The sequence below is a fragment of the Paenibacillus lautus genome, from assembly GCF_050482385.1.
In the GTDB taxonomy this organism is placed as follows: domain Bacteria; phylum Bacillota; class Bacilli; order Paenibacillales; family Paenibacillaceae; genus Paenibacillus_AQ; species Paenibacillus_AQ lautus_B.
On the sequence record NZ_JBCNHV010000005.1, the window covers coordinates 1 to 24,808 of the forward strand.

The 24,808-nt window shown below is 50.3% G+C and carries 19 protein-coding genes; 2 read left to right on the forward strand and 17 right to left on the reverse strand.

Annotation, left to right across the window (positions count from 1 at the left end; all coding sequences use genetic code 11):
- Nucleotides 1–139: 139 nt before the first annotated feature.
- Nucleotides 140–1,180 (reverse strand): Gfo/Idh/MocA family protein, encoded by a 1,041-nt coding sequence (locus tag ABEW73_RS07645; RefSeq protein WP_430163752.1) that lies wholly within the window; start codon nt 1,178–1,180, stop codon nt 140–142.
- Nucleotides 1,181–1,370: 190 nt separating this feature from the next.
- Here ABEW73_RS07645 and ABEW73_RS07650 point away from each other — a divergent pair, with 190 nt between their 5' ends.
- Nucleotides 1,371–2,258 carry an AraC family transcriptional regulator gene (locus ABEW73_RS07650; RefSeq protein ID WP_430163755.1) on the forward strand — a complete coding sequence of 296 codons (888 nt, stop codon included), beginning with the start codon at nt 1,371–1,373 and terminating at the stop codon, nt 2,256–2,258.
- A gap of 178 nt (nt 2,259–2,436) precedes the next feature.
- On the opposite strand, the gene ABEW73_RS07655 is transcribed toward ABEW73_RS07650, so the two are convergent.
- The 9 genes from ABEW73_RS07655 to ABEW73_RS07695 form a co-directional block, all read right to left on the reverse strand.
- Nucleotides 2,437–4,806 (reverse strand): DUF4962 domain-containing protein, encoded by a 2,370-nt coding sequence (locus ABEW73_RS07655; protein WP_430163758.1) that lies wholly within the window; start codon nt 4,804–4,806, stop codon nt 2,437–2,439.
- Complete coding sequence (locus ABEW73_RS07660; RefSeq protein WP_430163761.1) at nt 4,790–7,033, reverse strand: heparinase II/III domain-containing protein; 2,244 nt, start codon at nt 7,031–7,033, stop codon at nt 4,790–4,792. The genes ABEW73_RS07655 and ABEW73_RS07660 overlap by 17 nt, the downstream gene beginning before the upstream one ends.
- Before the next feature lie 8 nt (nt 7,034–7,041).
- The gene (locus tag ABEW73_RS07665) at nt 7,042–7,809 is read right to left on the reverse strand and encodes an SDR family NAD(P)-dependent oxidoreductase (RefSeq protein ID WP_430163764.1); all 768 of its coding nucleotides are present in this window, start codon (nt 7,807–7,809) and stop codon (nt 7,042–7,044) included.
- A gap of 15 nt (nt 7,810–7,824) precedes the next feature.
- Nucleotides 7,825–9,696, reverse strand: a complete 1,872-nt coding sequence (locus ABEW73_RS07670; RefSeq protein ID WP_430163767.1) for a cache domain-containing sensor histidine kinase — start codon at nt 9,694–9,696, stop codon at nt 7,825–7,827.
- Nucleotides 9,693–10,742 carry a response regulator transcription factor gene (locus tag ABEW73_RS07675; protein WP_430163770.1) on the reverse strand — a complete coding sequence of 350 codons (1,050 nt, stop codon included), beginning with the start codon at nt 10,740–10,742 and terminating at the stop codon, nt 9,693–9,695. The genes ABEW73_RS07670 and ABEW73_RS07675 overlap by 4 nt, the downstream gene beginning before the upstream one ends.
- Before the next feature lie 113 nt (nt 10,743–10,855).
- Entirely contained in the window at nt 10,856–12,436 is a 1,581-nt protein-coding gene (locus ABEW73_RS07680; protein ID WP_430163772.1) for an extracellular solute-binding protein, read from the reverse strand.
- Nucleotides 12,437–12,585: 149 nt separating this feature from the next.
- Nucleotides 12,586–13,458: a carbohydrate ABC transporter permease gene (locus ABEW73_RS07685; RefSeq protein WP_006210545.1), complete on the reverse strand. Its 873-nt coding sequence runs from the start codon at nt 13,456–13,458 to the stop codon at nt 12,586–12,588.
- A gap of 18 nt (nt 13,459–13,476) precedes the next feature.
- Nucleotides 13,477–14,436: an ABC transporter permease gene (locus ABEW73_RS07690; protein ID WP_063480617.1), complete on the reverse strand. Its 960-nt coding sequence runs from the start codon at nt 14,434–14,436 to the stop codon at nt 13,477–13,479.
- Nucleotides 14,437–14,442: 6 nt separating this feature from the next.
- Nucleotides 14,443–14,625 (reverse strand): tautomerase family protein, encoded by a 183-nt coding sequence (locus ABEW73_RS07695; protein ID WP_340462183.1) that lies wholly within the window; start codon nt 14,623–14,625, stop codon nt 14,443–14,445.
- A gap of 260 nt (nt 14,626–14,885) precedes the next feature.
- On the opposite strand from ABEW73_RS07695, the gene ABEW73_RS07700 reads away from it, so the two are divergent.
- On the forward strand, nt 14,886–16,079 hold the full coding sequence (locus ABEW73_RS07700; RefSeq protein ID WP_430163776.1) for a glycoside hydrolase family 88 protein: 1,194 nt from the start codon (nt 14,886–14,888) through the stop codon (nt 16,077–16,079).
- A gap of 25 nt (nt 16,080–16,104) precedes the next feature.
- On the opposite strand, the gene ABEW73_RS07705 is transcribed toward ABEW73_RS07700, so the two are convergent.
- From ABEW73_RS07705 to ABEW73_RS07735, 7 genes are all read right to left on the reverse strand, one after another.
- Nucleotides 16,105–17,187: a sensor histidine kinase gene (locus tag ABEW73_RS07705; protein WP_430163779.1), complete on the reverse strand. Its 1,083-nt coding sequence runs from the start codon at nt 17,185–17,187 to the stop codon at nt 16,105–16,107.
- Nucleotides 17,184–17,876: a response regulator transcription factor gene (locus tag ABEW73_RS07710; protein WP_430163782.1), complete on the reverse strand. Its 693-nt coding sequence runs from the start codon at nt 17,874–17,876 to the stop codon at nt 17,184–17,186. The genes ABEW73_RS07705 and ABEW73_RS07710 overlap by 4 nt, the downstream gene beginning before the upstream one ends.
- A gap of 454 nt (nt 17,877–18,330) precedes the next feature.
- Nucleotides 18,331–19,167, reverse strand: coding sequence for a sugar phosphate isomerase/epimerase family protein (locus tag ABEW73_RS07715; RefSeq protein ID WP_430163784.1), 837 nt, complete (start codon nt 19,165–19,167; stop codon nt 18,331–18,333).
- Nucleotides 19,168–19,170: 3 nt separating this feature from the next.
- Complete coding sequence (locus tag ABEW73_RS07720; protein ID WP_430164952.1) at nt 19,171–20,238, reverse strand: Gfo/Idh/MocA family oxidoreductase; 1,068 nt, start codon at nt 20,236–20,238, stop codon at nt 19,171–19,173.
- Nucleotides 20,239–21,095: 857 nt separating this feature from the next.
- A complete protein-coding gene (gene mglC / locus ABEW73_RS07725; protein ID WP_430163786.1) occupies nt 21,096–22,115 on the reverse strand; it encodes a galactose/methyl galactoside ABC transporter permease MglC in 1,020 nt (339 codons plus the stop codon).
- Nucleotides 22,093–23,649, reverse strand: coding sequence for a sugar ABC transporter ATP-binding protein (locus ABEW73_RS07730; protein WP_430163789.1), 1,557 nt, complete (start codon nt 23,647–23,649; stop codon nt 22,093–22,095). Before ABEW73_RS07730 ends, mglC begins: the two co-directional genes overlap by 23 nt.
- Nucleotides 23,650–23,742: 93 nt before the next feature.
- Nucleotides 23,743–24,768, reverse strand: coding sequence for a galactose ABC transporter substrate-binding protein (locus ABEW73_RS07735; protein WP_372238789.1), 1,026 nt, complete (start codon nt 24,766–24,768; stop codon nt 23,743–23,745).
- Between the last annotated feature and the right edge of the window lie 40 nt (nt 24,769–24,808).

Here is a 24,808-nt window from a genome sequence, read left to right on the forward strand (position 1 = left end):
AACTTTTGGGGGTCACTTCAATCCGCGGCTTCATTTACCCTATATGTTTTCGTCCCCAACAACACCTGCATGAGCAGGCTACCGTCCAGCCAAGGCCAAAGTTGTATCCAAATGTCCTAAGGCTACTCACCCGTTCCCTTCAACCCTTCATGAACTCCGATATCATGACTTTTCGTCCCGTCTTGGCACTCTCAAGGGCAGCCAGCACCATCGCCATGCTGTAGACGTTGTCACTGCAATCCGTCTCCGGCTTGATGCCGGCTTCGAGAGCATGAAACATATTTTCCAGGCAGCCGTGATGTCCGGTCTTCTCCATTTCGGGCAGCGTCCCTTCAATCCGTTCATACTTCCGGATAAAGTTTCCTGATTGATCCCCTTCCGCCACGATCTCCGCATAAATATCATCATGGCCGTCCCAGATTGCCGTTCCTTTCTCTCCCGTTACGCGCCATGCGGCTTCCCAGGAGGTCTGGGCGCCTTCGGCACACCAGGAACCGCGGTAATTGAACACGGAGCCGTCTGACATTTCATAGATGCATATCGCCATCGCGTTACCGGCATACCAGGAACCCGGCGGGTTAAACTCCTGGCAGTACACGGATACCGGATCGGCTCCGCTGATCATTCGAGCCTGATCGAAGGTGTGGATGGCCATATCGAGCAGCAGGGGACTGTCCATCAGGTCCCGAAACCCGCCAAAATGGGCGCCAAGAAAGAAATCCGCCCCTATGAATCCGGGTTTTCCAATCGTGCCACTGTCTATCAATCCCTTGAATGCCCTTATTCGCGGATCAAATCGGCGGTTTTGCATGACGGCATGAGTTCTGCCTGCCGACTCTGCGAGCCTCACGATATCCAAGCATTCCGTCATCGATTCCGCTAACGGTTTTTCGCTGAATACATGACACCCGTGCTTAAGTGCTGCCGTACTGATCCCATAGTGGCTGGCGGGAATGGTCACATCAAAAACGATATTCGCTTCGCTTGAAGTAAGGGCCTCCGTAATATTGGTATATAGGGGACAAGAAAGTCCATGCCGATCGCCAAAAGCCTTTGCAAACTTCTCTTGGATATCTACGAGGCCTACGATTTCAACATCCTCTCGTCCTTTTGCATAATCCGCCCATGTATTCGCCATACTGCCGCATCCTGCTATCACAACTTTAAATGTCGTGGTCATGCCGCTAACTCCCCCTGAGTACGTCTAATTGTTCTAAATCGCTTACCATTCTTCTTCCTAAACCGTTGTCATCATTCCGATATTGGCTTATTGTATATGAAGCAACTTCATTATAATGGCGAAACTCAACAATTTCTCTATACAACCTTGTGCATTACCACTCTTATCTTGCGGTCCGAGGTGATTTCGCGTGTCCAATCCGAGAGAGCTTCATGAGAATACGAGACTTGACTATAAAGCCTATCCCGTGCAGGTATTTAATAACTTCTGCTCCCATGCCAAAACGAAAGACTGTATCCTGTATCTCCACTGGCATGAGCACTTTGAGATCATTAGCATGCGGCAAGGACACGCGGTATTCCATATTGATACAACTCCGTATGAAGTAAAGGCTGGAGAAGTGATCATCATCCCCGGCGGGAGCCTGCACGTGGGATATGCCCTTGAGGATGGAGACATCCGATTTGACTGTGTTGTGGTGAATGCATCCCTCTTTAACGATTTTCTCCATGACCCGATTCATGCGCGTTATGTCGCTCCTTATATGGAAGGTCGGCTCCGTTTCCCGGTCAAGCCTGCCGAGAACCACCCTGCTGGCGCAGACTGCTACCCGCTGCTGGATGAAGTCATTGAAGAGCTTGTTGCCCGCCGTCCGGCCTATGAGCTCATTGCCAAGTCTAAGCTGTACACGCTGTTCGTTCTGCTGGCGCGCACATTCATGCCTGCACAATTCACGGAGAAAACGGCCGAGCCGTATTTTGCGAATCGGGATCGTTATAAAAAACTCATTCAACACATCGAGAGTAACATCGGTGAGAAATTGTCGGTCGAGACCGCTGCTGCGGAGGTCGGTTTGAATCCGTTTCATTTTTGCAAAATGTTCAAGCGCTTAACAGGGCGCACATTCGTGGATTACGTCAACCTGACCCGGATGAATGAAGCGGAGAAGCTGCTTCGTGAACGGTCGTTAACCATCACCGAGATTGCCGGCATCGTCGGCTGCAGCAACCCGAATTATTTTACCAAGCTGTACAAACAGTACAAGGGCATGACTCCTTCTCAGGCTAGACTGTTATAGACCCAGATTTCAGAATCAATCCTTAGCGAACCATTTCCGGCCATGATCTCTACGATAACGCTAGCTGAATCATGACCATTGTGACGAATATGCCAAAAAAAAAGGCTCAACATCCAGCAGCTGTCGCTGAAGTTGAGTCTTTTTTGAGAAATCCGGATCGATTCAGCGCCTCTAAGACTTAATATGCCTTAGGCACTTCAACCTTTCGTGTGTTCCCATCTTCATTCGTGAAATAAATATGAACCCCATGGTCCTGATCGTCCAGGAAATACGAGACGTATTTACTCTCATTCGCCCTCATAGGAACCAGGAGGGTCGCAATGCGATGGCTTGCGGCTGATTTGCTCTCAGCATGAAGATGCCACTGATTATCCAGCCCATCGATTTCTTCGGGATCGACATCAGTGAATTGATTATGCTGATTCAGCGACAAGTCGCCGGATGAACTGTACACGAATCGCCCTTCCATTTCCGCTTTGCTGCCCATCACCCGAAACGTCTGCCCCGACAGCTTCATCCGGTTCAGAGTATGAAACAACCATTCAATGCTGGCTGGCTTGGCAAGATCCACCGTATCCACGAAAACAAAATAAGATTCGTCAAAAAAATAGATTTCGCGCACATACCGCTCAAGATAAGGGACATTCTCCAGGTAGGCCTGCGTAGCGTTCATTCGGGTGTATCCATAACCCGGTGACGCATCGACTTGCTCGACCTTTCCGCTGGCTTCGATACAGAGCACCTTATCTTTTCCCGCATACTGACCATGGCCATCGATGAGAATATTGTTCGTGGAACGCGTCTGCCTCCGCCAATTCATATGCATCGTGCTTCCAAAAGCGATGTAATATCCACTCTCAATAGCGAGGGGTTCACCATACGCGTGCAGCAGGAATCCATTCTGGTCACCGTGACTGTGGCTCATGGAACCGTAACGGCTGCTCTTTGCAAGCAGCATAATGTGCTCATCCGGATCATCCATGCGGTGATGCATCGCCACCCAGTCAATATCGCGGAACCATTTGACGGCTTGGATGGTTCCATCCTTCGCTTCCGTTCCGTTATCTATAGAAAACGGAACGGTAACAGAAGGAGAAACAGCTTCCACCTGAGGGTAATCATGCCGATACAGCATATCGTCAAAGCGGAAATCCCACCAGCCGTAATTGTAAAACTTGGAGTCGGCGTCCGTATCCGCCTTAGCTACTTGTTCATAATACCACTGATATAATCCATTCCCTGTAATGCCTGCAAACTGGCGAATATTGAAAGCCGTCTTCAGAGAAACGGGTTCGCCGAGATAGGACTGGTCCCCGAAGCTGGCCCGAATCGTATCCGGGCTGCTGCAGTAGAGTGGAAAATCGCCCGTGCGCCCAAAGAAGGGCCGTCTATAGAAATCAATCGAGACGTAGTTGCGAATGAGATTAAGCGCATCGATCACAAACGCCATGCCGGTTGTCCAATAGAGCGGCCCCTCGGCCCAGCCTCCATCTTCTCCGCCCCAAGGCGAATAGAGGCAGGCGTAGTATTCCAGCGTGTAATCCAGCCATGTCTGTGCCTCAGCCTCTTCATGAAGCATGGCAATGCAGGCCGGAACAAGCACGGAGGACAACGAACGAACAGCATGGCTGTCATAAGGGACATGATGGATTTTCGAGCGCTCCATCACATGGAAGGCCACCTGCTTCGTACGCCGCAGAAGAGCTCCTCTGACGAGATCAATCTCCTCTGTGCTAAGGTAATTGTGGAGCCAGTCGTATCCCCATGCGAGTGCACCAACCATCCGAAACGCGGCTTCATCGTTATAATCTCTGGACGTTGTACCTTCCGTATCCCAACGGGCCGCGTGAAGCAGCCACGTCTTCGCTTTGGCGATCAAAACATCATCCCGCAAAATGACGCCTGCCACGCTTAAGTGCCGGATAACATATAACATTTCTTGGCAATCCATATACATTTTTCTCCATAGCTTAGCGACACGCTTATTGCCAGGATAACGTTCCGGTTCCGGAATTAACGGCTTATCCAACCACGGAAGGACCGATTTCTCGTAAAAAACGCGCCAGCCGCAGTAATCATCATCCTGACTTAAATGTTCACGGAACGCTGCAATCCCCTTCTCATCAAGCCATAACCGCGGATGCCCGGTATGCGTTCGATCATACCGCTCCTCTCGGTCAGGCAGAGGAGTCTCAGGCAGGCCCTCTGGAACATGAAACATTCGGGATTGGCTCCATGAAGAACGATTATGGGCAATGTCCCCCGTATCCTCCCCTTGTTCCCTCGTCAGCAAGGCATAGCGCCAATAATAAGTACCAGGCTCCAGAGCGTGATTCGGCGTGTATAAGTTATAGGGAATCGGTGCGATCGTCGTTGTCGCTTCCGTTTCATACGAGGGTGAGGTCGAAATCTGGAGTATATAACGGTCCTTCTCCAGCTGTCCCGGCATCCAGGTAAAACGGGGAGGATTCTCAAGCAGCTTGCTTTCTTCATCCGGTTGATATGGAACGGACAACAATCCGCTTTTCGGTTCAAACAAGGTTTTCATCGAGTACCCTCTCCTTCAACCCGTTGTTGGTCATCGTGAAGATTCTCACGGTCATTCCATCGGACACGCTGAGCCAGTTCCCATCCTTTGACCGTTTCCATTCCAATGTGAGCGGCTCGGTGCCGGTACGGTAAACGGCAATGAAGCGGGCTTGCGAATCTGACTGATGAAGCCGTAATCCCTCCATCAATCGGCTGGGATCGTCCGCAATTCCAGGAGACTCTACCTGTGAGCATTCCATACCCTCGAAGGCGATAAATGAGGTTACCGCCAGCGGCCCTGACGCATTGGCAATGTGAAGATTGAATTGCAATCCATCCTCGGGCAAGACGTGGGTGCAGCTCTCTTTTACATAGGCGTATCCATCTTCGTTTCCAAGATCCGGTATAACATGGCCCTGATCAGCAGTTGGAAGTCCGCTCAGCTTGCCCTTGCCAACGTAATGAAACCACCAATCCACAGCTGCCGGCTCTTCCAATTCCACTTCGAACCAATCCAGCAGCCAATCTTCGGTCAATATCAGGTGCCGGTCCAGGACGCCCTGTTCATAAGCCTGATCGGAACGAACCCAGAGATAGGAAAATTTCGAATCCGATTCATACCGAATGCATTTCCCCTCGGTCGCATTCTGGGAGCGTCGTCCAACCGAGACGGTATTGTGACAGACGGTATGGGGATACCACTCCTTCTTCAGAATCGAACCGTATGGTACGGTTCCACGGTCTGGCGAAAGTGGCCGGTTTCCGACATGAATCATCAAATTCAGTTTATCGAAGTGACCATGTGATCCACCATGAGGGCCAAAATCAACCAACGCCTGAAGCCCATTCGAATGCTGCGACTTCAACAGGGCAAATCCACTGTGAGGAAGAAAGACGGAAGAAGTAGACAGATTAGGGGAACCGTCCTCGTTTCGGCCTTCGATGTGACATGCTTCATTACCTTCAAGTTCATGACCTGCTTGGTTTGCATGTTCTGCATCGCCTGCTTCTTGGACTTCTCGTGTAACTCGTACTTCGATGATGTCCCCTACTTCCCATACTCCTCCCGCTGTCTCCTTATGAGAACCCTTCGTCTCAGAAGCTGCCACTCCGGATCTTCCATCCCAATGGCCTGTTCCGTATAACAGAGCTTCCAGCATGCCAACCCGGCCGGCTTCTCCATTCAATTCACGATATACATTGTCCAGCAGTCGTTGATAGCTCTTGTCTCCAAATACGGATAAACCGATTTCCGCAATCTCGGCAATTTCTCGCGCATAAGGAGCCCTGCAATAAGGACCGTCGTGAAGTGCGGGCAGGAAGCCGTTTGGGTCTGCCAATCGAACCAGTACCGTTAGCATGCCCTGCATGGATTGGCCTTGCTCTCCTCTCAGGGAAAAAAGCTCTTCACCAACCCTGGCCCCCATTTCCGCAGCAATCAGGTAAGCACGGAGTACGAATACGTGGTAATACATGCTGCCTTCGAATTCAAGCTGATCCGGCCTGACGGCAATGCTGAGATGATGCTGCAGGCCGCCTTCCTTCACGACCAGTTGCCGCAGCTTCTCCGTTTCGTCTTGTACCGCGTAGATACTGAACAGCGCGGCGATCAGCCAGGCGGTATAGTTGTTCTCGGGATTTCCGCGCTCCCGGGTCAACACATGATGATATTCCGTCATGCTGCTCTCGAGCATGTGCAGGAACCGGTCAATCTTCTCAAGATCCACCTCTTCAAACACCACGCCGGCATCCTGCAGTAGCAGGAATCCGCGAAGAAGCGTCGTTGCCCAGATGGCTTCGGTTAAAGCCTGATGGAATGCCCGCCCTTTCAGCATCCAGGGCTGGGCATCGGGATGAACCGGGTAAAGCGGAAATTGCTCCGCATAGCGGACAATCAACTTTTTTCCAAGATCGGCGTAGGTCTTCTCTCCGGTACCAGCATAGACGGCGGCAGATTGCAGGACGTATCGGGCCATGGACTGGTGCTTGAATACCAGCCACGCCCCCCTGTACGGTTCTCCTTCCACTTCGCAACCATACGGACAACGAAAAGTGCTGCAGTCCGCCTCCAGTGGATCAAACACCAGTTCTGTATGATGTTCGGGACACACGTATTGGTGCCACCAACCGCCTGGATCAACGGGAACATCCAGCCCTTGATCGATGACTTGATCGAGCTCGGCCTTCAGAATATCGATAGTGCGTTCACTCCACGGATAGAATTTGGACTTCGCGTTAACCTTCATCCAATCTCTCATCGCATGAACATGCCGCCGTTAATTTCGATCGTCTCCCCCGTCAGATAAGAAGACAGCTCCGAGACGAGGAACAGAACAGAGCCGGCAACATCGTCCGGGGTGCCCTCTCGGCCCAGTGGAATGCCCTTGATCGTTGCTACTCGCGCGTCATCCGGGGTAAAGGTGGCATGAAATGCTGTTTGTCCGATAAAGCCTGGCGATACGGCGTTTACGTTAATACCGCTTGCAGCGAGCTCCTTCGCCAGCCCTTTGGTAAAGCTCAGGACGGCAGCTTTGCTGGCTGCATAAATGCTTGCGCCGGGCCCGCCGCCGTTATGTGCCGCAACGGAGGTCATATTGACAATGCGACCTTGACCTGCGGCTTTCATACCCGGAATGACGGCTTTGCTCACGAATACCGTGCTTTTCAAATTCACATCCATGACCTTGTTATAGAGCTCCTCGTTCATTTCCGCATTTGTCAGACGCTCAACCAAATGCCCTGCATTATTAACCAGAATCGTAACCGGGCCGCCGAATGCCTTCTCTACTTCAGCTACAAGCGCCTCTGCTTGCTCCACTTGCGTAACGTCTGCTTGAAATGCATGAGCCTCACCGCCAAAACCTCGAATCTCCGCCACAGCTTTCTCAGCAGCATCCTTGCTGCTCAGATAGTTTAGGGCTACCTTTGCCCCGCTTCTTGCCAGCTTCAATGCAACTGCACGACCAATCCCTCCACTCGAACCTGTGACTAAAGCGATGTTACCCGATAAGTTAATATGCATGTTGATCCCTCCTGATTAGGTTTGCAGCTGTTTCAGTCTGCTTTTTTGTTCACGCGCTCTTTCCATTCGCGGCATCGTCATGACAATGCTCGTGCCCTGATCCGGCGAACTATGCACCGTAATCCCGTACTCTTCGCCGTAAACCATCTGAATTCGCCGATGGACATTGACGATACCGATTCCGCCCTTACGCCTAACATGTATTCCGTCATCGTCTTCGACCAGACGGTTCTCCTCGAGCCGCTTGCGCAGTTTATGAAGGTTACGTTCCGCTATACCTGCCCCGTTGTCCTCGACGATAACGAGCAAGTTGTCCTGTTCTATTCTCGTGTCGATCCGAATGTAGTGCCATGCTTCGATCCCTTCCGGAAAAGCATGCTGAAAAATATTCTCGACAATCGGCTGCAAGGAGAGCCTGACCATCTTCTCCAATAGAAGCTCGGGTGGCGTTGCCACCTCGATCTCGAAATCGCGCCCGATTCGATGCTTCAAGATCATCATGTAATGGCGTACATGATTGAGCTCGTTCGCGATCGTAATTTCCTCCAGATTCGTCTGGATGGAGTATCGAAGCATGAAAGCCATCGACTCTACCATGTCCGAGATCTCGTCGGAATCCTGAACGATCGCATAACAATTGATAGTTTCCAGCGTGTTGTAGAGAAAATGCGGATTGATCTGTAATTGTAGCGCCTGGAACTCTGCCCGCTGGCGCTCCAGTTGGATGTCCTGCAGTTCCAGCTGCGTTTTCTGATTGTGGAGCTCCGTGTCGTATACCTGCTCGATCATGTCGGACAAACGGCTGACCATGAGATTGTAGCTATGGATCAATCCGCCGATCTCGTCCTCCCGCGGCTTCACGTCAGTGATATGCGTCCAGTTTCCCTTCTCCGTCTGCCTCATCCCGTTCTTCAGATTGCGAATGGGATTCACGATTGATCTGCCGAATCGATAGGCGAGAATGAGCGCAATAATCAGTGTAACGAAGCCCACAATAATGGTGGTGGACCGGACCCCTGAAATTGGTGCCCGAAGCTCATCCAGCGGCATCATAATGACGAGGCTCCAGCCTGAATACTCCGACTGGCGCGTAATGATCATCGTTTTGTCTCCAAGCACCGGTTCAATGAATCGGTGATCCCCTTTGGCGATAATACGTGCCGGCAGGTCGGTCGATGTAATACCGTCCATATCCACGTGCTCAGGAGCATAGACGACCTCTCCTTCCCGATCCAGGATGAAGAAGAAGCCCTGCTCCCCGAGATCAACGCCGTTCCATAAACTCGACAGCTGGTCTTCATTGAACTCAACCGCGAGCACGCCTTTCACGTCGTACGAGTTCATGCCCCGGATTTTGCGCGCTACCGTAATGACGTTGTCCCGATCCTTCTCCAGCAAGCTGGTCTTCAATATGACGATCTCCCCGTTCTCCGGCGTCTTCTCCGTGAGTTCGCGAAGGCGGCCTGACGGATCAATCGACATGGCGGAGAAACTCTGATTCTGATCAAAAATCGCCCTGCCATGAAACCCGAGTATATACATCATGTGAGTCTGCGTCGGATATTGTATAAAGATTTTCTGAAAGACATCCTTGCGGATAAGATTGGTAAATCGATAATGCTCATAACTGTCGCTTGGGTCCATATCCAAAAAAAGTTTGACCGAATCCTGCAGCAAAATCGTATTGCTGATCCGCTCGAATATCTGCAGTTGGTTATCCGTTTGCCTTGCCGCGTTCGTGATGACGGTGGTCATATACTTCTCGACCTGTTCATCAATCGCTTCGGATGATTTGATATAGAAGAATACACCGACCGTAGAAAGCGAGAACAATATAACGATAAAGAAGTACAAGAAGATTTGACGAGACAGGCTCTTGCGCATCATTCGATCCCCAGCAGCTCCCGGTATTCGGAAGGGGTATAACCGGTGACCTTCTTGAAGGTCTTCGTAAAATGGGGATGATCCGCATACCCTACTTCAAACGAAATATCCGTGATTTTATAATGCGGAATGGCGAGAAGCTTCTTTGCTTTCTCCATTCTTTTCTTGATCCGGTAATGGACAAAGGTCTCATCCGTCATCTGTTTAAACAGCTGACTGAAATAGGACGGGTTGAGCCCAAGCATATCGGCAACCTCATCCAGTGAGAGATCACGGGACAAGTTTCGCTCTATATAAGCCTTCGCTTCTTCTACAGGCTCCTTGGCATTTCCTTTCCGCTTGTCGCGTATGAGCTTCACCGTCTGATCCACGGCTTGACGAAATCTCTCGAAGTAATGATGGTTCCCTCCGGGCGCAGGCCCCGAAATGCCTGTCATGCGCACGAACGAATACACATCCCGGCCGTTTAACTGCTTGATCAGTTTCGCATACATTTCATCCAGCAATTCCTGAAGCTGAATCGATTCGAGCCTGCGCTCGTTGCAGTAATCCTCGATTTCTTGCAGCTTGTTCTGGATATCGTTCATTTGTAAATGCCATACGGCCAGTTCCAGCTGCTCCAGCCAATCCTCCAGCTTGGAGAGCGGAAAATAGATCCGCTGCTTCTCCTGCATGGACTTTCGATCCGCCATCAATTTATTCATGGTGTTATGTACCACCGATTTGGTCACAGGCTTGAGCAGATACTCCTTAACCCCATACGACATGCATTTCTGGGCGTATTCGAAATCACCGTAACCGGAGATGACGACAACCGTGATATCGCCGTATTTTTCATAGAGCTGCCTGCTTAGCTCCAAGCCGTCCATCTTTGGCATTTTAATATCTGTAAAGATGAAATCCGGTCGTGTCGTCTGGATCGCTTCCAATGCTTCCATGCCGTTGCCGGCCGTTGCCGCTTGAATCATAGCCGGATCCGTCTGCGTGATCAGTTTCGCCAGGCCCATTCTTATCATAGGTTCATCATCAACGACCAGAATGCGGTACATCACCCATTCTCCTTTCGAGACAGCGAGAGTAGTTTAGTATCTCTAGCAAGATACTCCTCTGCCAGATCAAGCAGAGGAGTCATTCTTCAACACTATACTAAAACATGCTCCACTTATTCGAAAGCGTTTTCTTTATCGTTATATCGTTTCGTTGCTTCCTCGATAATCTCGTTGCCGCCTTTGGACAAGTATTCTTCCAGCACCTTATTGTAGTTATCGATAGGCTCCCTTCCGTATACCATGCGCAGGACATGTTCCAGGATCAGAGGCGGCAGTTCATCCGATTTCGGATTCAGCTCCGGATATTTCACCATTGCCTCCAGTCGCGGATCGAATTCAATTCCACGGCGACCCTCATTCGAAAGCATGTTATCAAAAGCATCGATCAGCTCTTTGCCGGAATCGGATAGCTCGGATACGCGCTTGTTGTACGTTGTATCCTGCACAAGCCACAGCCAGTAGTTCAAATACCGCATTTTATCCGCGCCGGCGGCATCCGTCGGAACCTCAAAGACCGGCTTGCCATCGGTCACTTGATAATCCTCACCTTCAATCCCGAAGCTGAAGAACAATTCCGCATCTTCACTGACCATCCAGTTGAAGAACTTCACGATATCCTCCGCCTTATCCTTCGCTTTGGCGTTAATGAAGAAAGAACGGGTAACCGGATTATAATGGGCATAGCCCCCCTTACCATCAGGTCCTACCGGAGATGGAATCAGAGCTACTTTGGCATCCGGTACATTCTCGGTGAGCTGGGTTCCCCAGATCGGAAGCTCATTCGCATTCATGGACCACATGCCAGCTTTGCCGCTCGTTACGATGGACTTGAAATCAGCGCTTTCAATGGTCGCGAATTCCTTGCTGATCAAACCTTCTTCGTGCATCGTTTTATAGATCCCAATGGCTTGCTTCATGTTTTCTTCATCGAAGAAGGTAGGCTTCACCTTCCCGTCCGGGAACACTTTGAACTGGTTCAGATAGCCCAGTACGTCATAAGCGCCGAAGAAGGTATCGGCATATTTGAAGTTCTGGCGACCGGCATAAGGCTGCTCCACCCCGGCTTCCTTGAACGCGCGCAGAACATCCATCGTCTCTTCCACCGTTTTCGGGATCTCCTTGCCTACCTTTTCCAGCAGGTCGGTCCGAATCCATGTGGCCCGTCTGGATGGATTGGAGAGAATTTCGGGAATCCCGTAAATGTTGCCTGTCTTCGAGTCCGTCATCCGCTTCCAGGCTTCCTCCGGGATAAACTTGAGCAGATCCTGCCCGTGCTCTTGCAGAAGATCGTTCAGCGGCAGAAACACTCCGTTTTCGACAGCGCCAGCCAGCTCAGGACCGCTGATTCCGCCAGTTCCCTGCACCACATCCGGTATGTCGTTCGTTGCAAACATCTGCACCATTTTATCCTGGTACTCATTATGCGGAATGAGACGGATATCAAGGTCCGTATTCGTCTTTTTTTCCAGCTCCAGCACATATTTATCCTTGTTGATATCCGCATTCTTCTCCACATAGGATACGTTGAGCGTCCGCATCGAGATGGAGAATTTTGTTGCTCCCGCTGTTTCCCCGCCTTCTGTTTTACCGCCACCGGCATGGGTCCCGGCGTCGCCTCCATTGTTACCCGCACAGCCAGCAAGCATGGTCAGAACGAGACCTGCCGTAAGCGCGCGCGTCCACCTTTTTCTCATGAATACCCCTCTTTTCAAGCTAATATAGTCGCTCATAGTAGCGCTTTCAAACTTAATATCAGTATAGAGAGCCGTCAAGGCGGGAACAAGGAATGTCTTTGGCTCGGTTTGTCGTTTTTTTAGGATCACGCTTTGGACTACTCACTGAATTATTCTTTGATCGATCCGATCATCATCCCATGAATGAAGAACCGCTGAAGAAACGGATACAGGAGAATGATGGGCACCGTGGCTACCAGAATAACGGCCATCTGGATGCCTTGCACGGACTGGGAGCTTGCTTCAAACGCAAGGTTGCCTGTATCGGTCAATCCTTCGTTCACGAGCAGCTCTCTTAACTTCACCTGAAGAGGATATTTGGCTCGATCGTTGATATAGTAGAGTGCATCCATGTATTTGTTCCAGTTGGTCACCGAGTAGAATATACCTACCGTCGCCAATGCCGGCTTCGACAGCGGAAGCACGATGCTCCATAATGTGCGGACCTCGCTGCATCCGTCAATACGGGACGAGTCGATCAGTTCATTCGGAATCTGGGTGAAGAAGGTTCGAAGCACAAACAGATTGAATGCACTGATTGCTGTTGGCAGCATCAACGACCACAGCGTGTTCACCAGATTCAGCTCACGCATCAGAATAAATTGCGGTATTAGCGGCGCCGTGAAAATCATCGTCATCAGGATGATGATCATGATCGTTTTTCTGCCTACATACTCGGGTCTGGACAGTGGATACGCCAGTGAGGCAGTAGCAGCCAGATTAATGAAGGTACCGAACACTGTAATATAAACACTGATTCCAAAAGCTCTCCAAATGGAGACGTCATTGAATACATGCTGGTAGTAAGCGAACGTAAACTCCACCGGCCAGAACATGACCTCTCCCCGGTCGATAGCACCTGGGCTGCTGAACGACTGAGCGATGACGTTGAGAAAAGGGAACAGCATGGTGAGTGCAAGAAATGTAAGGATAATATAGTTGCATACAAGAAACATTTTTCTGCCTGCACTGTCATATTTCACGTTGGATGTCACTCCCCTCTAATACAGCGACTCGCCGGTCGCTTTCTTGCTGATGGTGTTCGCTATCGAGATTAGGAACAAGCCGACAACGGATTTGAACACCCCGATGGCTGTTGCATAGCTGTACTGAAGCTGCTGCAGGCCAGCCTTGTAAATGTACGTATCCAGAATTTCGCTGGATTGAATGTTGAGCGGATTCTGGAACACAAAGACGCGTTCAAATCCATAATCCATGAAATCCCCAATCTTGAGCAGGAACAGGATCGTAATGACAGGAAGCAATGCCGGCAGCGTAATGCTGAGGGTCTGACGCCATCTGCCCGCTCCGTCAATATCGGAGGCTTCGTAGAGATCCGGGTTGATACCTGCAAGTGCCGCAAGATAGATGATGGTCCCCCATCCGACGTCTCTCCATAATCCGGAGCCCACCAGCACAGAGCGAATATAGGAATCCTCCCCAAGAAAATAGATCGGCTCCATGCCGAACCAGCCCAGCATCACATTCACGATCCCGGATGATGGAGACAGAATGCCTACAAAGATACCGCTTACAATTACCCATGACAGAAAATGCGGCGCATAGAAAATGGTCTGCACAATCTTCTTGTAAACGACTTGGCGAACCTCATTAAGGAGTAATGCCAGAACAATAGGTGCTGTAAAAGCAAACAAAATGTCGTACGTGCCCAGTAGAAGCGTATTGCGTAATATTTTCAAGAAATCGTAATGCTGGAACATCCGTTCAAAGTGCTCGAGACCCACCCATGGACTTTTGGTCACGCCGGCAAACAGATTGTAATTCTGAAATGCGATGACGGAGCCCATGAGCGGGACATACTTGAACAATCCGAAGAACAGAAGACCCGGTAGCGATATGAAATACAGTGCCCTGTATTTCCACATGAAGCCTAATATGTTTTTGCGCTTAGTATGTTTTCCCGGCAGCGCCTTGCTTACTGCTTTTGTTGGTTCGGCCATCTATGCTCACCTCTTGTTTCTCAAATTGGCCGGTGCATGATCATCTATCGGAATTTCGTCAAACTGGATGCTGATGAATTCGGGTTCACGATCAATAATACGGGACAACTCTCTTGTGAAAACATCAACGATTTCGCTCTTCTGCTCATCCGAGCGTCCCTCATACATTTTAATCGTAATTTGCGGCAACGGCTTTCGCCTCCTTATGAAATGAATGTGATGAATATCCTTATCCTATAAGTTTTCAGGTCCGAGCAGCAATGGAAGTTGATCGCTTCCCTTGTGTTTTTTTTAGGTGCTTCGAAAGGCTTGTGTTTTTTTAAGATCGACTTGTTATTTCAGTAGTTCTTAAGCTGTGAATGTAGAATTTGGCAGCATTCTATGGAACAATGGATCAAAGCAGTTGCGATAATTAGCCAAACAATGACATAAGTACAGGGAGGTTAACGATGAACGGACAACATCAGGAAACGATAACGCCTTATTCGTTATTATGGGGTCAATTAGAAAAGAAACTGTCGCGTATGACCGGACAGCTTCAGGGCAAAGTTCCTCATGCAACAAAGAACGGAATCTATGATTCCACCCGGATCGACTGGTGGACCTCCGGGTTTTGGCCGGGTATGCTCTGGATCATGTATGATATGACCAAGCAGCCGCAGTATAAGGAATGGGCTTGGGAATGGGATGTTCGGCTTGAACAAGCGCTTATCGGGGACAGTAATTTTCATCACGATGTCGGCTTTCAATTTCTCCCGACAGCTGTCATCAAATATAAACTGACCGGCGATCCGGATGCCAGGCGGAGAGGACTGTTGGCCGCTACATTGCTGGCTGGGAGGTATAACCCGGTCGGGAAATTCATACGTGCTTGGAATCAGGTGAAACCAACCTCATGGAATCATGGGAATGAAGGCTGGTCCATTATCGACTCCACCATGAACCTCTCCCTTCTATTCTGGGCTTCCGAGGAGAGTGGCGACCCGCGATTTGCACATATCGCCAGAGAGCAAGCCAATACGGTCGCCGAGTTTTTCATAAGACCGGACGGCTCCGTTCGGCACATCTGCCGATTTGATCCGTTAACGGGAGATTTTATCGAAGCGCTGGGAGGACAAGGCTATGGTCCGGAATCTGCGTGGAGCCGGGGAGCGGCCTGGGCATTGCATGGCATGGCTAACACTTATCGCTATACCCGCGATATTCAGTATCTTGAAGCCGCCAAGCGGGTTGCCCATTTCTTCATAGCTTCCCTTGAGGAGGATTCCATCCCCCGCTGGGATTTCCGTGCGGAGCGCAAGGAGATGGAACCTTCCAATCGTGAAGAGCCGGAATCATCCCTGGTGACTTCCGAACCCCGGGATACGTCAGCAGCATCCTGCGCTGCTTCCGGTCTTCTTGAAATCGCGGACCTCGTGCCTATAACCGAAAGCGCTCTGTACCGTGAAAGTGCCCTGCGCATCATCGACTCCTTGACGGCCCATTACGCCGAATGGGATGACCCCGCGTATGAAGGCATACTGAAGGAAGCCACGGGACATCTGCCAGCCGGGCAAAATATAAACGTTTCGCTAATCTATGGGGATTACTATTATGTAGAGACCGCTGCCAAGCTAATGGGATGGAAAAACCGGATCTTCTGATCCGGTTTTTGGCATGTCCATTCATCTATTCTTCCTTAGGAATCCGAATATAGAAGCAGCTGCCGCCGGCATGTTTCTCTCCGCTCTCAGCCCATACCTGACCACCATGCGCTGATACCAGCTGCTTGACGATGGCAAGCCCCATCCCGCTCCCACCACTTAAACGATTCCTTGACTTATCGCCCCGATACAGCCTTTCGAAAATATACGGCAGATCGGAGGAAGAGATCCCCTGACCTGAATCCTGTATTCGGATCAGAGCAGTTGCCCCCTCGTCCACGAGCTCGGCTAGTACGGTTCCCCCAGCTGGCGTGTAGTGCAAAGCATTACTTAACATATTGATTAGAATCTGAAGCATTCGGTCGGCATCCACCTCGGCTAGGATCGGCGAACCGCTGACATATCGCAGGTCCACCTTTTTTTCATGATACATTGCTGCCGCCAAGGTGATAGCCCTCTCCATAATGTTGCCAAGCTCCTGCTTGGATCGGGATAGCTGAAACTCAGGCGATTCCATATCGTGTAGATCCTCAAGCTCCGTTACGAGCTGAATCAATCGATCAATCTCTTCAAGGCACGTTTGAAACCGAGCTGCAGTCGGCTCCCATACCCCATCCTCTAGTGCACGGGTGTGACTCTTTAATGTGGTTAAAGGCGTTCGCAGTTCATGCGCGATATCTTGAGTCATACTCCTGCGAAGCAACTCCTGCTTCTGTAACTGCACAGCCAGTTCGTTCAGCGAAGAACCGAGTCCCGCAATTTCATCGTACCCTTTGGTTGTCACACGAATGTCCCAATTCCCCCGCGTCATCATCTCAGCTGCTCGCTTCATCTGGACGAGGGGAGCCGATATTCTCTTCGCAACATATATGCCTATTACGGAAGCAATCGCAATTGATAGGAGACATGTCAAAATGATGGATTGCATCTGCGCCTGCTCCAAATGATAATTCAGCTCAGCCATTCCATGATGCACGGATGATTGCTGCTGGAACATGGCGATATGATAATGGTTGGTCACAATATTGATCACGGTAAACATGATCAGAATCCCTGCCGTGATACTGATAATGATGGCGGCAAGCCTCAGGTCCAGCCGATGCTTCAAGCCCCATCACCTCCAAAACGGTATCCGAATCCGTAAACGGTGATGATATACTTGGGCTGTCTGGGGTCGGATTCAATCTTTTGCCTCAGATTCTTGATATGCTGATCAATAATTCGGATGTCGCCAATAAAGTCATAGCCTAACACCCGGTCGACCAGTTCTTCGCGCGAAAAAATGCGCTGGGGGTACTTGGCCAACAGAAGCAACAGTTTGTATTCGCTTGGTGTCAAGTTTACAACCTGTCCATGGCAGGTAACTTCGTGTTTCATCGAATGAATGGCCAGCGCTCCCTGGTGATACACAATAACGTCCGCCAGGAGCTTGCTGTCATCTCCCCTTCTCAAGACGGCCTTGACTCTGGCCACTACCTCCCGAGGGTCGAACGGCTTCACGATATAATCGTCGGCTCCGAGAGCAAACCCGCCAATACGGCTGCTCTGGGCCACCTTAGCCGTTAACATGATAATAGGTACCGAACTGAACGTTCGAATTTCCTGGCACACCCGCTCGCCATCCATATCTGGGAGCATGAGGTCCAGTATGACAAGATCGACGGATTGCTCTCGCAGGAAATCGAACGCTTCGGCACCGTTGGCCGCTTCCAGCGTCAGATAATGTTCTTTGTTCAGATAGGATACAAGAACTTCTCGAATATTCGGTTCATCATCCACGATTAATATAGTCTTCATTCTGGTTTCTCCTTATTGAATCCTTCATCAGTACAAGTCAACTTTAACATAAGACTCCATTGTAACTGAAACTTGTGAAGATTCGATGAGGATAGGGAGGCCAAAAGATCTTAGATCTAACGGGATGCCCCCTTTTTCTGTTAGAAGACGCTCCGTGTACGAATCGTTCCTCCCAGTCGCTGTTGCCCCCAAATTTCTTGGAATGGTTCTAAGCAAGGAAGAAATTCGGGGACAAAGGCGACCGCTCTCGCTTGTCCGGAATCGTTTCGTCCTCTCCGCTACACCGTACATGTGCTCGACTTTTTATATGCAAAGAAACGTTCTGCAGAAAGTAAGCCTGGAGGTCGGATGGCTTTACTTGCCCACAACTCGCTTAAGAAAGCGGCGGTTGAGCATAAAAACAGAAATGGCGATGCAGGAATGACTTCCCTGACACCGCCATTTCATTTTTTTTTCATAACGTGGCATGTATAAGAGCCTTCAGATAGGAGACACATTGGGGCACTTCACGCTCATACAATCCATGAAGAATAAGCGGTCCCTGGAAAAGATAAGCGCGCAGGAGCTTAATGTATGCTTCGTAGTCCAGTCCACCGGTTCCGGCTGCCTTGTACTGTAGTCCGTCTACCGTCGAATAATCCTTGGCATGGGCAATAATGACATGTTCACTGAGCAGTGACAGCGCTTGATCGATAACCTCTGTCAAGGGCCTACTCTCGGTCGGACTGAACAAATTCGCTGCATCCAAGACTACTTTTAACCGGGGAGAATCCATCGTATCCAGCAGCCGCCTGGCTTTGACCGCATCGCTGATCACATTGGCCGGCTCAGGCTCAATGGCCAGTTCAAGCTCGAACTCCTCTGCAATATTCACCAATGCCTGCATGGTGCACAGCAGGTCATCCCACGCTTCCGATGATTCGTTGTCCCGATGTTTCCTCCACATGTTGTTCTTATCCCTTGTGCCGGTGCAGAGGGTAATGACCGACGTCCCCATCGAATGGCACATGGCTGCCAATTGACGAAATCGTCGAATGTCATCCCGCACGCGCTGCCGGTCCGGGTGAATCATGTTGAAGGTTCCGGAAACTGCGGCCATATGAAGATGCCGTTTCTTACATTCTTCTCTTATATGCTCCGCGGTTTCCAGATCGATCTCGTCCGGCAGTGATGAGAGACCCGCGCAGGAAAGATTGAATTGGATCACATTCAGTCCGGTTGCTTTCACTGCGTCCAAATTTCCCTCCAACGTAGGTCGTTCAAACGTCTTGGAGAAAATGCCCAGCCTCATGCCTCATACACCTCCCGTTACGTCAGCCAGCTTCACCGTATCCCCGCTCTCCACCGATCGTGCAATCGCCGCCATGGCACGCATAGCTGCAACTCCATCCTCAAGATTGGCCCCTCTCATCGGTGCCTGCTCCAGAATCGTATCCGCAAAGGCTTCAACCTGCAGCTTGAAGAAATGCGCATCTTCCCCGAGCGGACGATGATAACAACCATCCCGTGCCGAGAATACCTCTACGTCGCTGGACTTAAAAAGCCAAGGATTATACGTCTTGCCAACAACGCTTCCGTGTTCACCGTAGATCTGAAAGCCCTCATGCCAGTCCATCCGCACGGCAACCGTGAGATCCAGATGTCCTACAGCGCCCGAAGCATACTGCACCGTGACAAACCAGTTATACGCTCCGAACTTCTGCGTGTTCCAGGCTGTAACGCTATCCATCTCTCCGCCTAAAAAGCGAGCCGTATCCACCAGATGGCTGCCATGCGTCAGCATGAAGTAACGCAGCTTATCCAGCTTTGGATTGCCTTCCGGTCTTAAGGCATTGGGACTTAGCTGCACTAGCGGCTGTACGTTCTCGGTGACCGTATACCGGTAGGTTGAGTCGCAGTACCATGCTTTCAGTGCCAGTATCTCACCCATTTCTTGATCAATAAACTGCTTGGCATACGCGATGCCCGGGTCAAAGCGCTTCATATTTCCGATTTGGACAATACATCCGGAATGCCGTGCCTTCCGCTGCAATTCTTCACACTCTTCTACGCTGACGCCTAGAGGCTTTTCAACTAGGACATGTTTGCCTGCAACTATGGCTTTAAGGGCAGCTACCACGTGGAATTGATCCGCGATACCGATGATGACAGCCTCCACCCCGGGATCGGCGAGCATTTTATCATAATCATTGTAGATCTTGGTTGGCTGGTGGATTTCGGCCATGCGGCCCAGCAAATCCTCCGCGACATCGCATATCGCGTATAGCCTGGCATTGCGCGCTCTCCGGCAAGCCTCGAAATGTCCGTACTGCGATATGGGACCGCAGCCCAGCACGCCGATATTTAACACCTTCTTAACCATCAAGACAGCACCTCCTGTAATGGATGATTATAAGAAAAACCTCTATCGATGTACTTTCTCGGAAGACAGACCGCAGTTAGAGGAAGTTTTTCTTGCGATATCAGGAAGGCCCAAGCCTCGAAGTTTATACTTCCTGATATCTAAAGAAAAACCTCTATCGATGTACTTTCTCGGAAGACAGACCGCAGTTAGAGGATGTTTTTCTTGCGATATCAGGAAGGCCCGTGCTTCGAAGTATATACTTCCTGATATCTAAAGAAAAACCTCTATCAACGTACTTTCTCGGAAGACAGACCGCAGTTAGAGGAAGTTTTTCTTGCGATATCAGGAAGGCCCAAGCCTCGAAGTTTATACTTCCTGATATCTAAAGAAAAACCTCTATCGACGTACTTTCTCAGAAGACAGACCGCGGTTATAGGATGTTTTTCTTGCGATATCAGGAAGGCCCAAGCCTCGAAGTTTATACTTCCTGATATCTAAAGAAAAACCTCTATCGACGTACTTTCTCAGAAGACAGACCGCAGTTAGAGGAAGTTTTTCTTGCGATATCAGGAATGCCCAAGCCTCGAAGTTTATACTTCCTGATATCTAAAGAAAAACCTCTATCGATGTACTTTCTCGGAAGACAGACCGCTGTTAGATGAAGTTTTTCTTGCGATATCAGGAAGGCCCAAGCCTCGAAGTTTATACTTCCTGATATCTAAAGAAAAACCTCTATCGATGTACTTTCTCGGAAGACAGACCGCTGTTAGATGAAGATTACTTGCGATATCAGGAAGGCCCAAGCCTCGAAGTTTATACTTCCTGATATGTTTACAAAAGCCGCAGGATATATATTCCAGCGGCTTCTTTTCCTTTTATTTTTTTGCCATGTATTTGCGAATGTCAAATGCGACCGCTGCTACGATAATAAGTCCTTTAATGATCAATTGCCAGTATGGACTGACGCCGATAAAGGTTAATCCGTAATTGATAACACCGAAGATAAGAACACCAGCCATTACGCCCGGAACCGTGCCGATGCCTCCTGCAGTAGATACCCCGCCAACCACGCATGCAGCAATGGCATCCAGTTCATACATGTTGCCGTAGTTGTTCGTCGCGCCCCCGGTTCTCGCAGCCTCCAATACACCGGCGATGCCGTACAACGCACCGGAAATCGCGTAGATCGCTATAAGATTACGGGCTACATTGATCCCCGATACATGCGCCGCTTGCACGTTGCCGCCGATGGCATACATATTTTTGCCGAGCCGGGTTTTGTTGAATATCACCCAGCAAATGAGCGCAACGAAGACGGCGATAATGACGATGTAGGGGAGAGAATATCCACCGCCGAAATCGATGTAGCCGCTGCCCCACACGGTAAAGTCCGGTCTCAAGCCGCCAATCGGCTGGGATTGGTTCGGCTCCATATCAAAATAGATGGAATTAACGCCGTAAATGCCGACCATCGTACCGAGTGTCGCTATGAATGGCGGCACATGCAGTTTGGCTACGATGAAACCATTGATTAAACCAACGATAAGTCCCGCTAATATACCGATAAGGATCGGCAATACAACCGATACTTGGGGCAGGTCCGGGAAGAAGCGGTTTGCGTATACATCCGTTTGCAGCATAGAAGCCGATACAACCGCCGTTAATCCGACAACGCGTCCTGCGGAGAGGTCAACCCCGCCGGTGATCAGAATGAACGCCGCACCAAGGGCGATAATTAATCGGGTGGAGGATTGCTGCAAAATATCCCGCAGCGTGGAGAAGGCCAGGAAATTGGGATCTGCGACGGCAATCCCTACAACAAGCAATATCAATACTACGAATATGGCGCGCTGCGCCAAATAATCTTTAACCTTACCGATGGTTTGCGTATTCATTGACTTCCCCTCCCGAATCAGCTGACCGCTGCTGTGCGGCAAGCCACATGATTTCCTCTTCGCTTGCTTCCTGCCCTGCGAGAATTCCCGTCAGCCGCCCTTCGCTCATCACCATGATTCGGTCGGACATTCCGAGCAGCTCGGGCATTTCGGAGGAAATCATAATAATGCTCTTTCCTTGCTTGGCTAACTGCGTAATGATCGAATAAATCTCAAACTTAGCGCCCACATCAATTCCACGTGTCGGCTCATCCAGCAGAAGGATTTCAGGCTCAGTCAGAAGCCACCTTGCCAGCAGCACCTTCTGCTGGTTGCCACCCGACAGGTTACGTATCTGGGTATGGACCGATGGCGTTTTGGTTCTCAGCTGCTCCACGTTCCTTCGCGCATCCTCAGTTCCTCTACGTTCATTTAACAGGAACGCGAAGTTCTGATACCGGCGAAGATTGGCAATGACGGTATTCTCATAGACCGACAGAACCGGGAATATGCCGGTGACTCTGCGGTCTTCCGTTAGCAGCGCCATGTTATTTTTCTTGGCGTCCGAAGGTGATTTGATCTTTACCGGCTTCCCGTTAATCGAGATGGTTCCGGAAGCCACTGGACGAAGCCCGAATATAGCTTCAATCAATTCCGTTCGCTGTGCACCGACAAGGCCGCCAATACCCAGGATCTCTCCTCGTCTTAGCTCGAAGGATACATTCTGAAACGATTTCGGATTCGTGGAACTCAATTGGTGGACCTGCATCCGGGTTTCGCCGGGAACGTTCGTCCGTTCCGGATAGCGCTCCGTCAAGTCCCGCCCCACCATGCGGGTGATAATCAAATCGGTTGTCAGCTCGCCGGCTTGCCAGGTTCCCACATATTTCCCATCGCGCATGATCGTCACGTCATCGGCTATGCGCAAAATTTCTTCCATTTTGTGCGAGATGTAGACAATCGACACCCCTTGCGAACGCAGCCTGTTCATGATGCTGAACAGATGCTCCACCTCATTCCCGGTCAGCGATGAGGTCGGTTCGTCCATGACAATCACCTTGGAGTGATAGGACACCGCTTTGACAATCTCAAGCGATTGGATCTTGGATACAGAAAGAGCTCCTGTTCTTGCTCTGGGATCAATATCGATATCAAGCTCGCGGAACAGGCGGAGCGTATCTTCCGCCATCTGTTTCTCACTCACGAATTTCAAAGGCCAGAAGCCCGTCATTGGAAATCTTCCCAACCATATATTCTCCATCACGTTGCGATGCGGCACGGGATGAAGTTCTTGATGGATCATGGATATTCCATGATTCAGTGCGTCCTTGGAACTGTTGATGGCTACCTTGCTGCCGTTCAAATAAATATCGCCTTCATCAGGCTTGTATATGCCGAATAAACATTTCATCAACGTTGATTTACCTGCCCCGTTCTCGCCCATAAGGGCATGCACGGTGCCTGGTCTCACCTTGAATGTTACGTCGTTTAGCGCCTGAACACCGGGAAACGCCTTCGATATATTCCGCATCTCCAGCACATACGGTTCCGTCACCTGGGGGTCCTCCTTCGCAAGCCGGGACGAAAAGAGCCGAATATAAAGGGACAACGCTACGAATAGCCGCTGCCCCTTCATATAAACCTGCCATTATTTCGCGTCGGCGATATTGTCCTTCGTTATTTTTTTGTAAGCGATCCATACGTATTTACCGTCGGTAATATCAAATCCGGTGTTGTCCTTGTTTGGCGTTTCTCCTTTGGATAGTGCTGCGGCAATCGCAACAGAAGCTTTGCCTTGGCTCTTGGCATCATTAAGCACGGTGCCGAGAAGCGTGCCGTCTTCCAGCGCCTGAATGGCCGGAGCTGTCGCATCTACGCCCACGACCGGCATATATTTGTCGCCACTGAAGTAACCCGCTGCTTTCAATGCTTCAATAGCGCCGAGCGCCATATCGTCATTGTTGGCCAGAACCGCTTCAATCTTGTCGCCATGGGAGGCAAGGAAGGCTTGCATCTTTTCCTGTCCCTTCACGCGGTCCCACATGGCGGTATCCACCGCAAGCGCTTCGACTTCGATCCCGGCATCTTGAATCGCCTGAACGGAGAATTTGGTCCTCAGCTCGGCATCCTGATGCCCCGGCTCACCCTGCAGCAATACATATTGCAGCTTGCCATCCCCGTTCTTGTCCGCCTTCGGATTGGCTTTCCAATAATCGACGATAAGCTGACCCGAAATCGTGCCGGATTCTTCCGCTTTCGCCCCTACGTAATACACCTTATCCCATTTGTTCATGTCTTCCGCAATCGGCTCCCGGTTCAAGAAGACCACTGGCGTATTCGCAGTTTTAGCCTTATCGATAATGACGCCGGCCGCCGTCCGATCCACCGGGTTGATAATCATGGAGCTGTATTTCTTTGAAATAAACAGATCGATTTTCTCATTTTGAGTTGGCTGCGCATTTTGGCTATCCACGATATCCAGTTTGGCTACGCCATTCGCTGCATCGGACATCGCATTCCGAACGCCTGTCATGAACGTGTCGTCAAACTTATAAATCGCCACCCCGACTTGAGGGGTGCTGCCACCCGCCGCTTCACTTCCCTTGCTATCGCTGCCGGTTGAACTGCTCCCGCCGTTATTGCATGCCGCCGTGGTCAGCATCATGCCAGCCATAAGGATTATCAGCCATTTTTTCTTCACCTGGGTTGACCTC

Excerpts from the sequence above, each read along its gene's own strand:
- ABEW73_RS07715 (WP_430163784.1), bottom strand. The coding sequence starts at position 19,167 with ATGAGGCTGGGCATTTTCTCCAAGACGTTTGAACGACCTACGTTGGAG.
- ABEW73_RS07645 (WP_430163752.1), bottom strand. The coding sequence starts at position 1,180 with ATGACCACGACATTTAAAGTTGTGATAGCAGGATGCGGCAGTATGGCG.
- ABEW73_RS07690 (WP_063480617.1), bottom strand. The coding sequence starts at position 14,436 with ATGGCCGAACCAACAAAAGCAGTAAGCAAGGCGCTGCCGGGAAAACAT.
- ABEW73_RS07660 (WP_430163761.1), bottom strand. The coding sequence starts at position 7,033 with ATGAAGGTTAACGCGAAGTCCAAATTCTATCCGTGGAGTGAACGCACT.
- ABEW73_RS07700 (WP_430163776.1), top strand. The coding sequence starts at position 14,886 with ATGAACGGACAACATCAGGAAACGATAACGCCTTATTCGTTATTATGG.
- ABEW73_RS07675 (WP_430163770.1), bottom strand. The coding sequence starts at position 10,742 with ATGTACCGCATTCTGGTCGTTGATGATGAACCTATGATAAGAATGGGC.
- ABEW73_RS07735 (WP_372238789.1), bottom strand. The coding sequence starts at position 24,768 with ATGGCTGGCATGATGCTGACCACGGCGGCATGCAATAACGGCGGGAGC.
- ABEW73_RS07665 (WP_430163764.1), bottom strand. The coding sequence starts at position 7,809 with ATGCATATTAACTTATCGGGTAACATCGCTTTAGTCACAGGTTCGAGT.
- ABEW73_RS07680 (WP_430163772.1), bottom strand. The coding sequence starts at position 12,436 with ATGAGAAAAAGGTGGACGCGCGCGCTTACGGCAGGTCTCGTTCTGACC.
- mglC (WP_430163786.1), bottom strand. The coding sequence starts at position 22,115 with ATGAATACGCAAACCATCGGTAAGGTTAAAGATTATTTGGCGCAGCGC.
- ABEW73_RS07720 (WP_430164952.1), bottom strand. The coding sequence starts at position 20,238 with ATGGTTAAGAAGGTGTTAAATATCGGCGTGCTGGGCTGCGGTCCCATA.
- ABEW73_RS07655 (WP_430163758.1), bottom strand. The coding sequence starts at position 4,806 with ATGAAAACCTTGTTTGAACCGAAAAGCGGATTGTTGTCCGTTCCATAT.
- ABEW73_RS07710 (WP_430163782.1), bottom strand. The coding sequence starts at position 17,876 with ATGAAGACTATATTAATCGTGGATGATGAACCGAATATTCGAGAAGTT.
- ABEW73_RS07670 (WP_430163767.1), bottom strand. The coding sequence starts at position 9,696 with ATGATGCGCAAGAGCCTGTCTCGTCAAATCTTCTTGTACTTCTTTATC.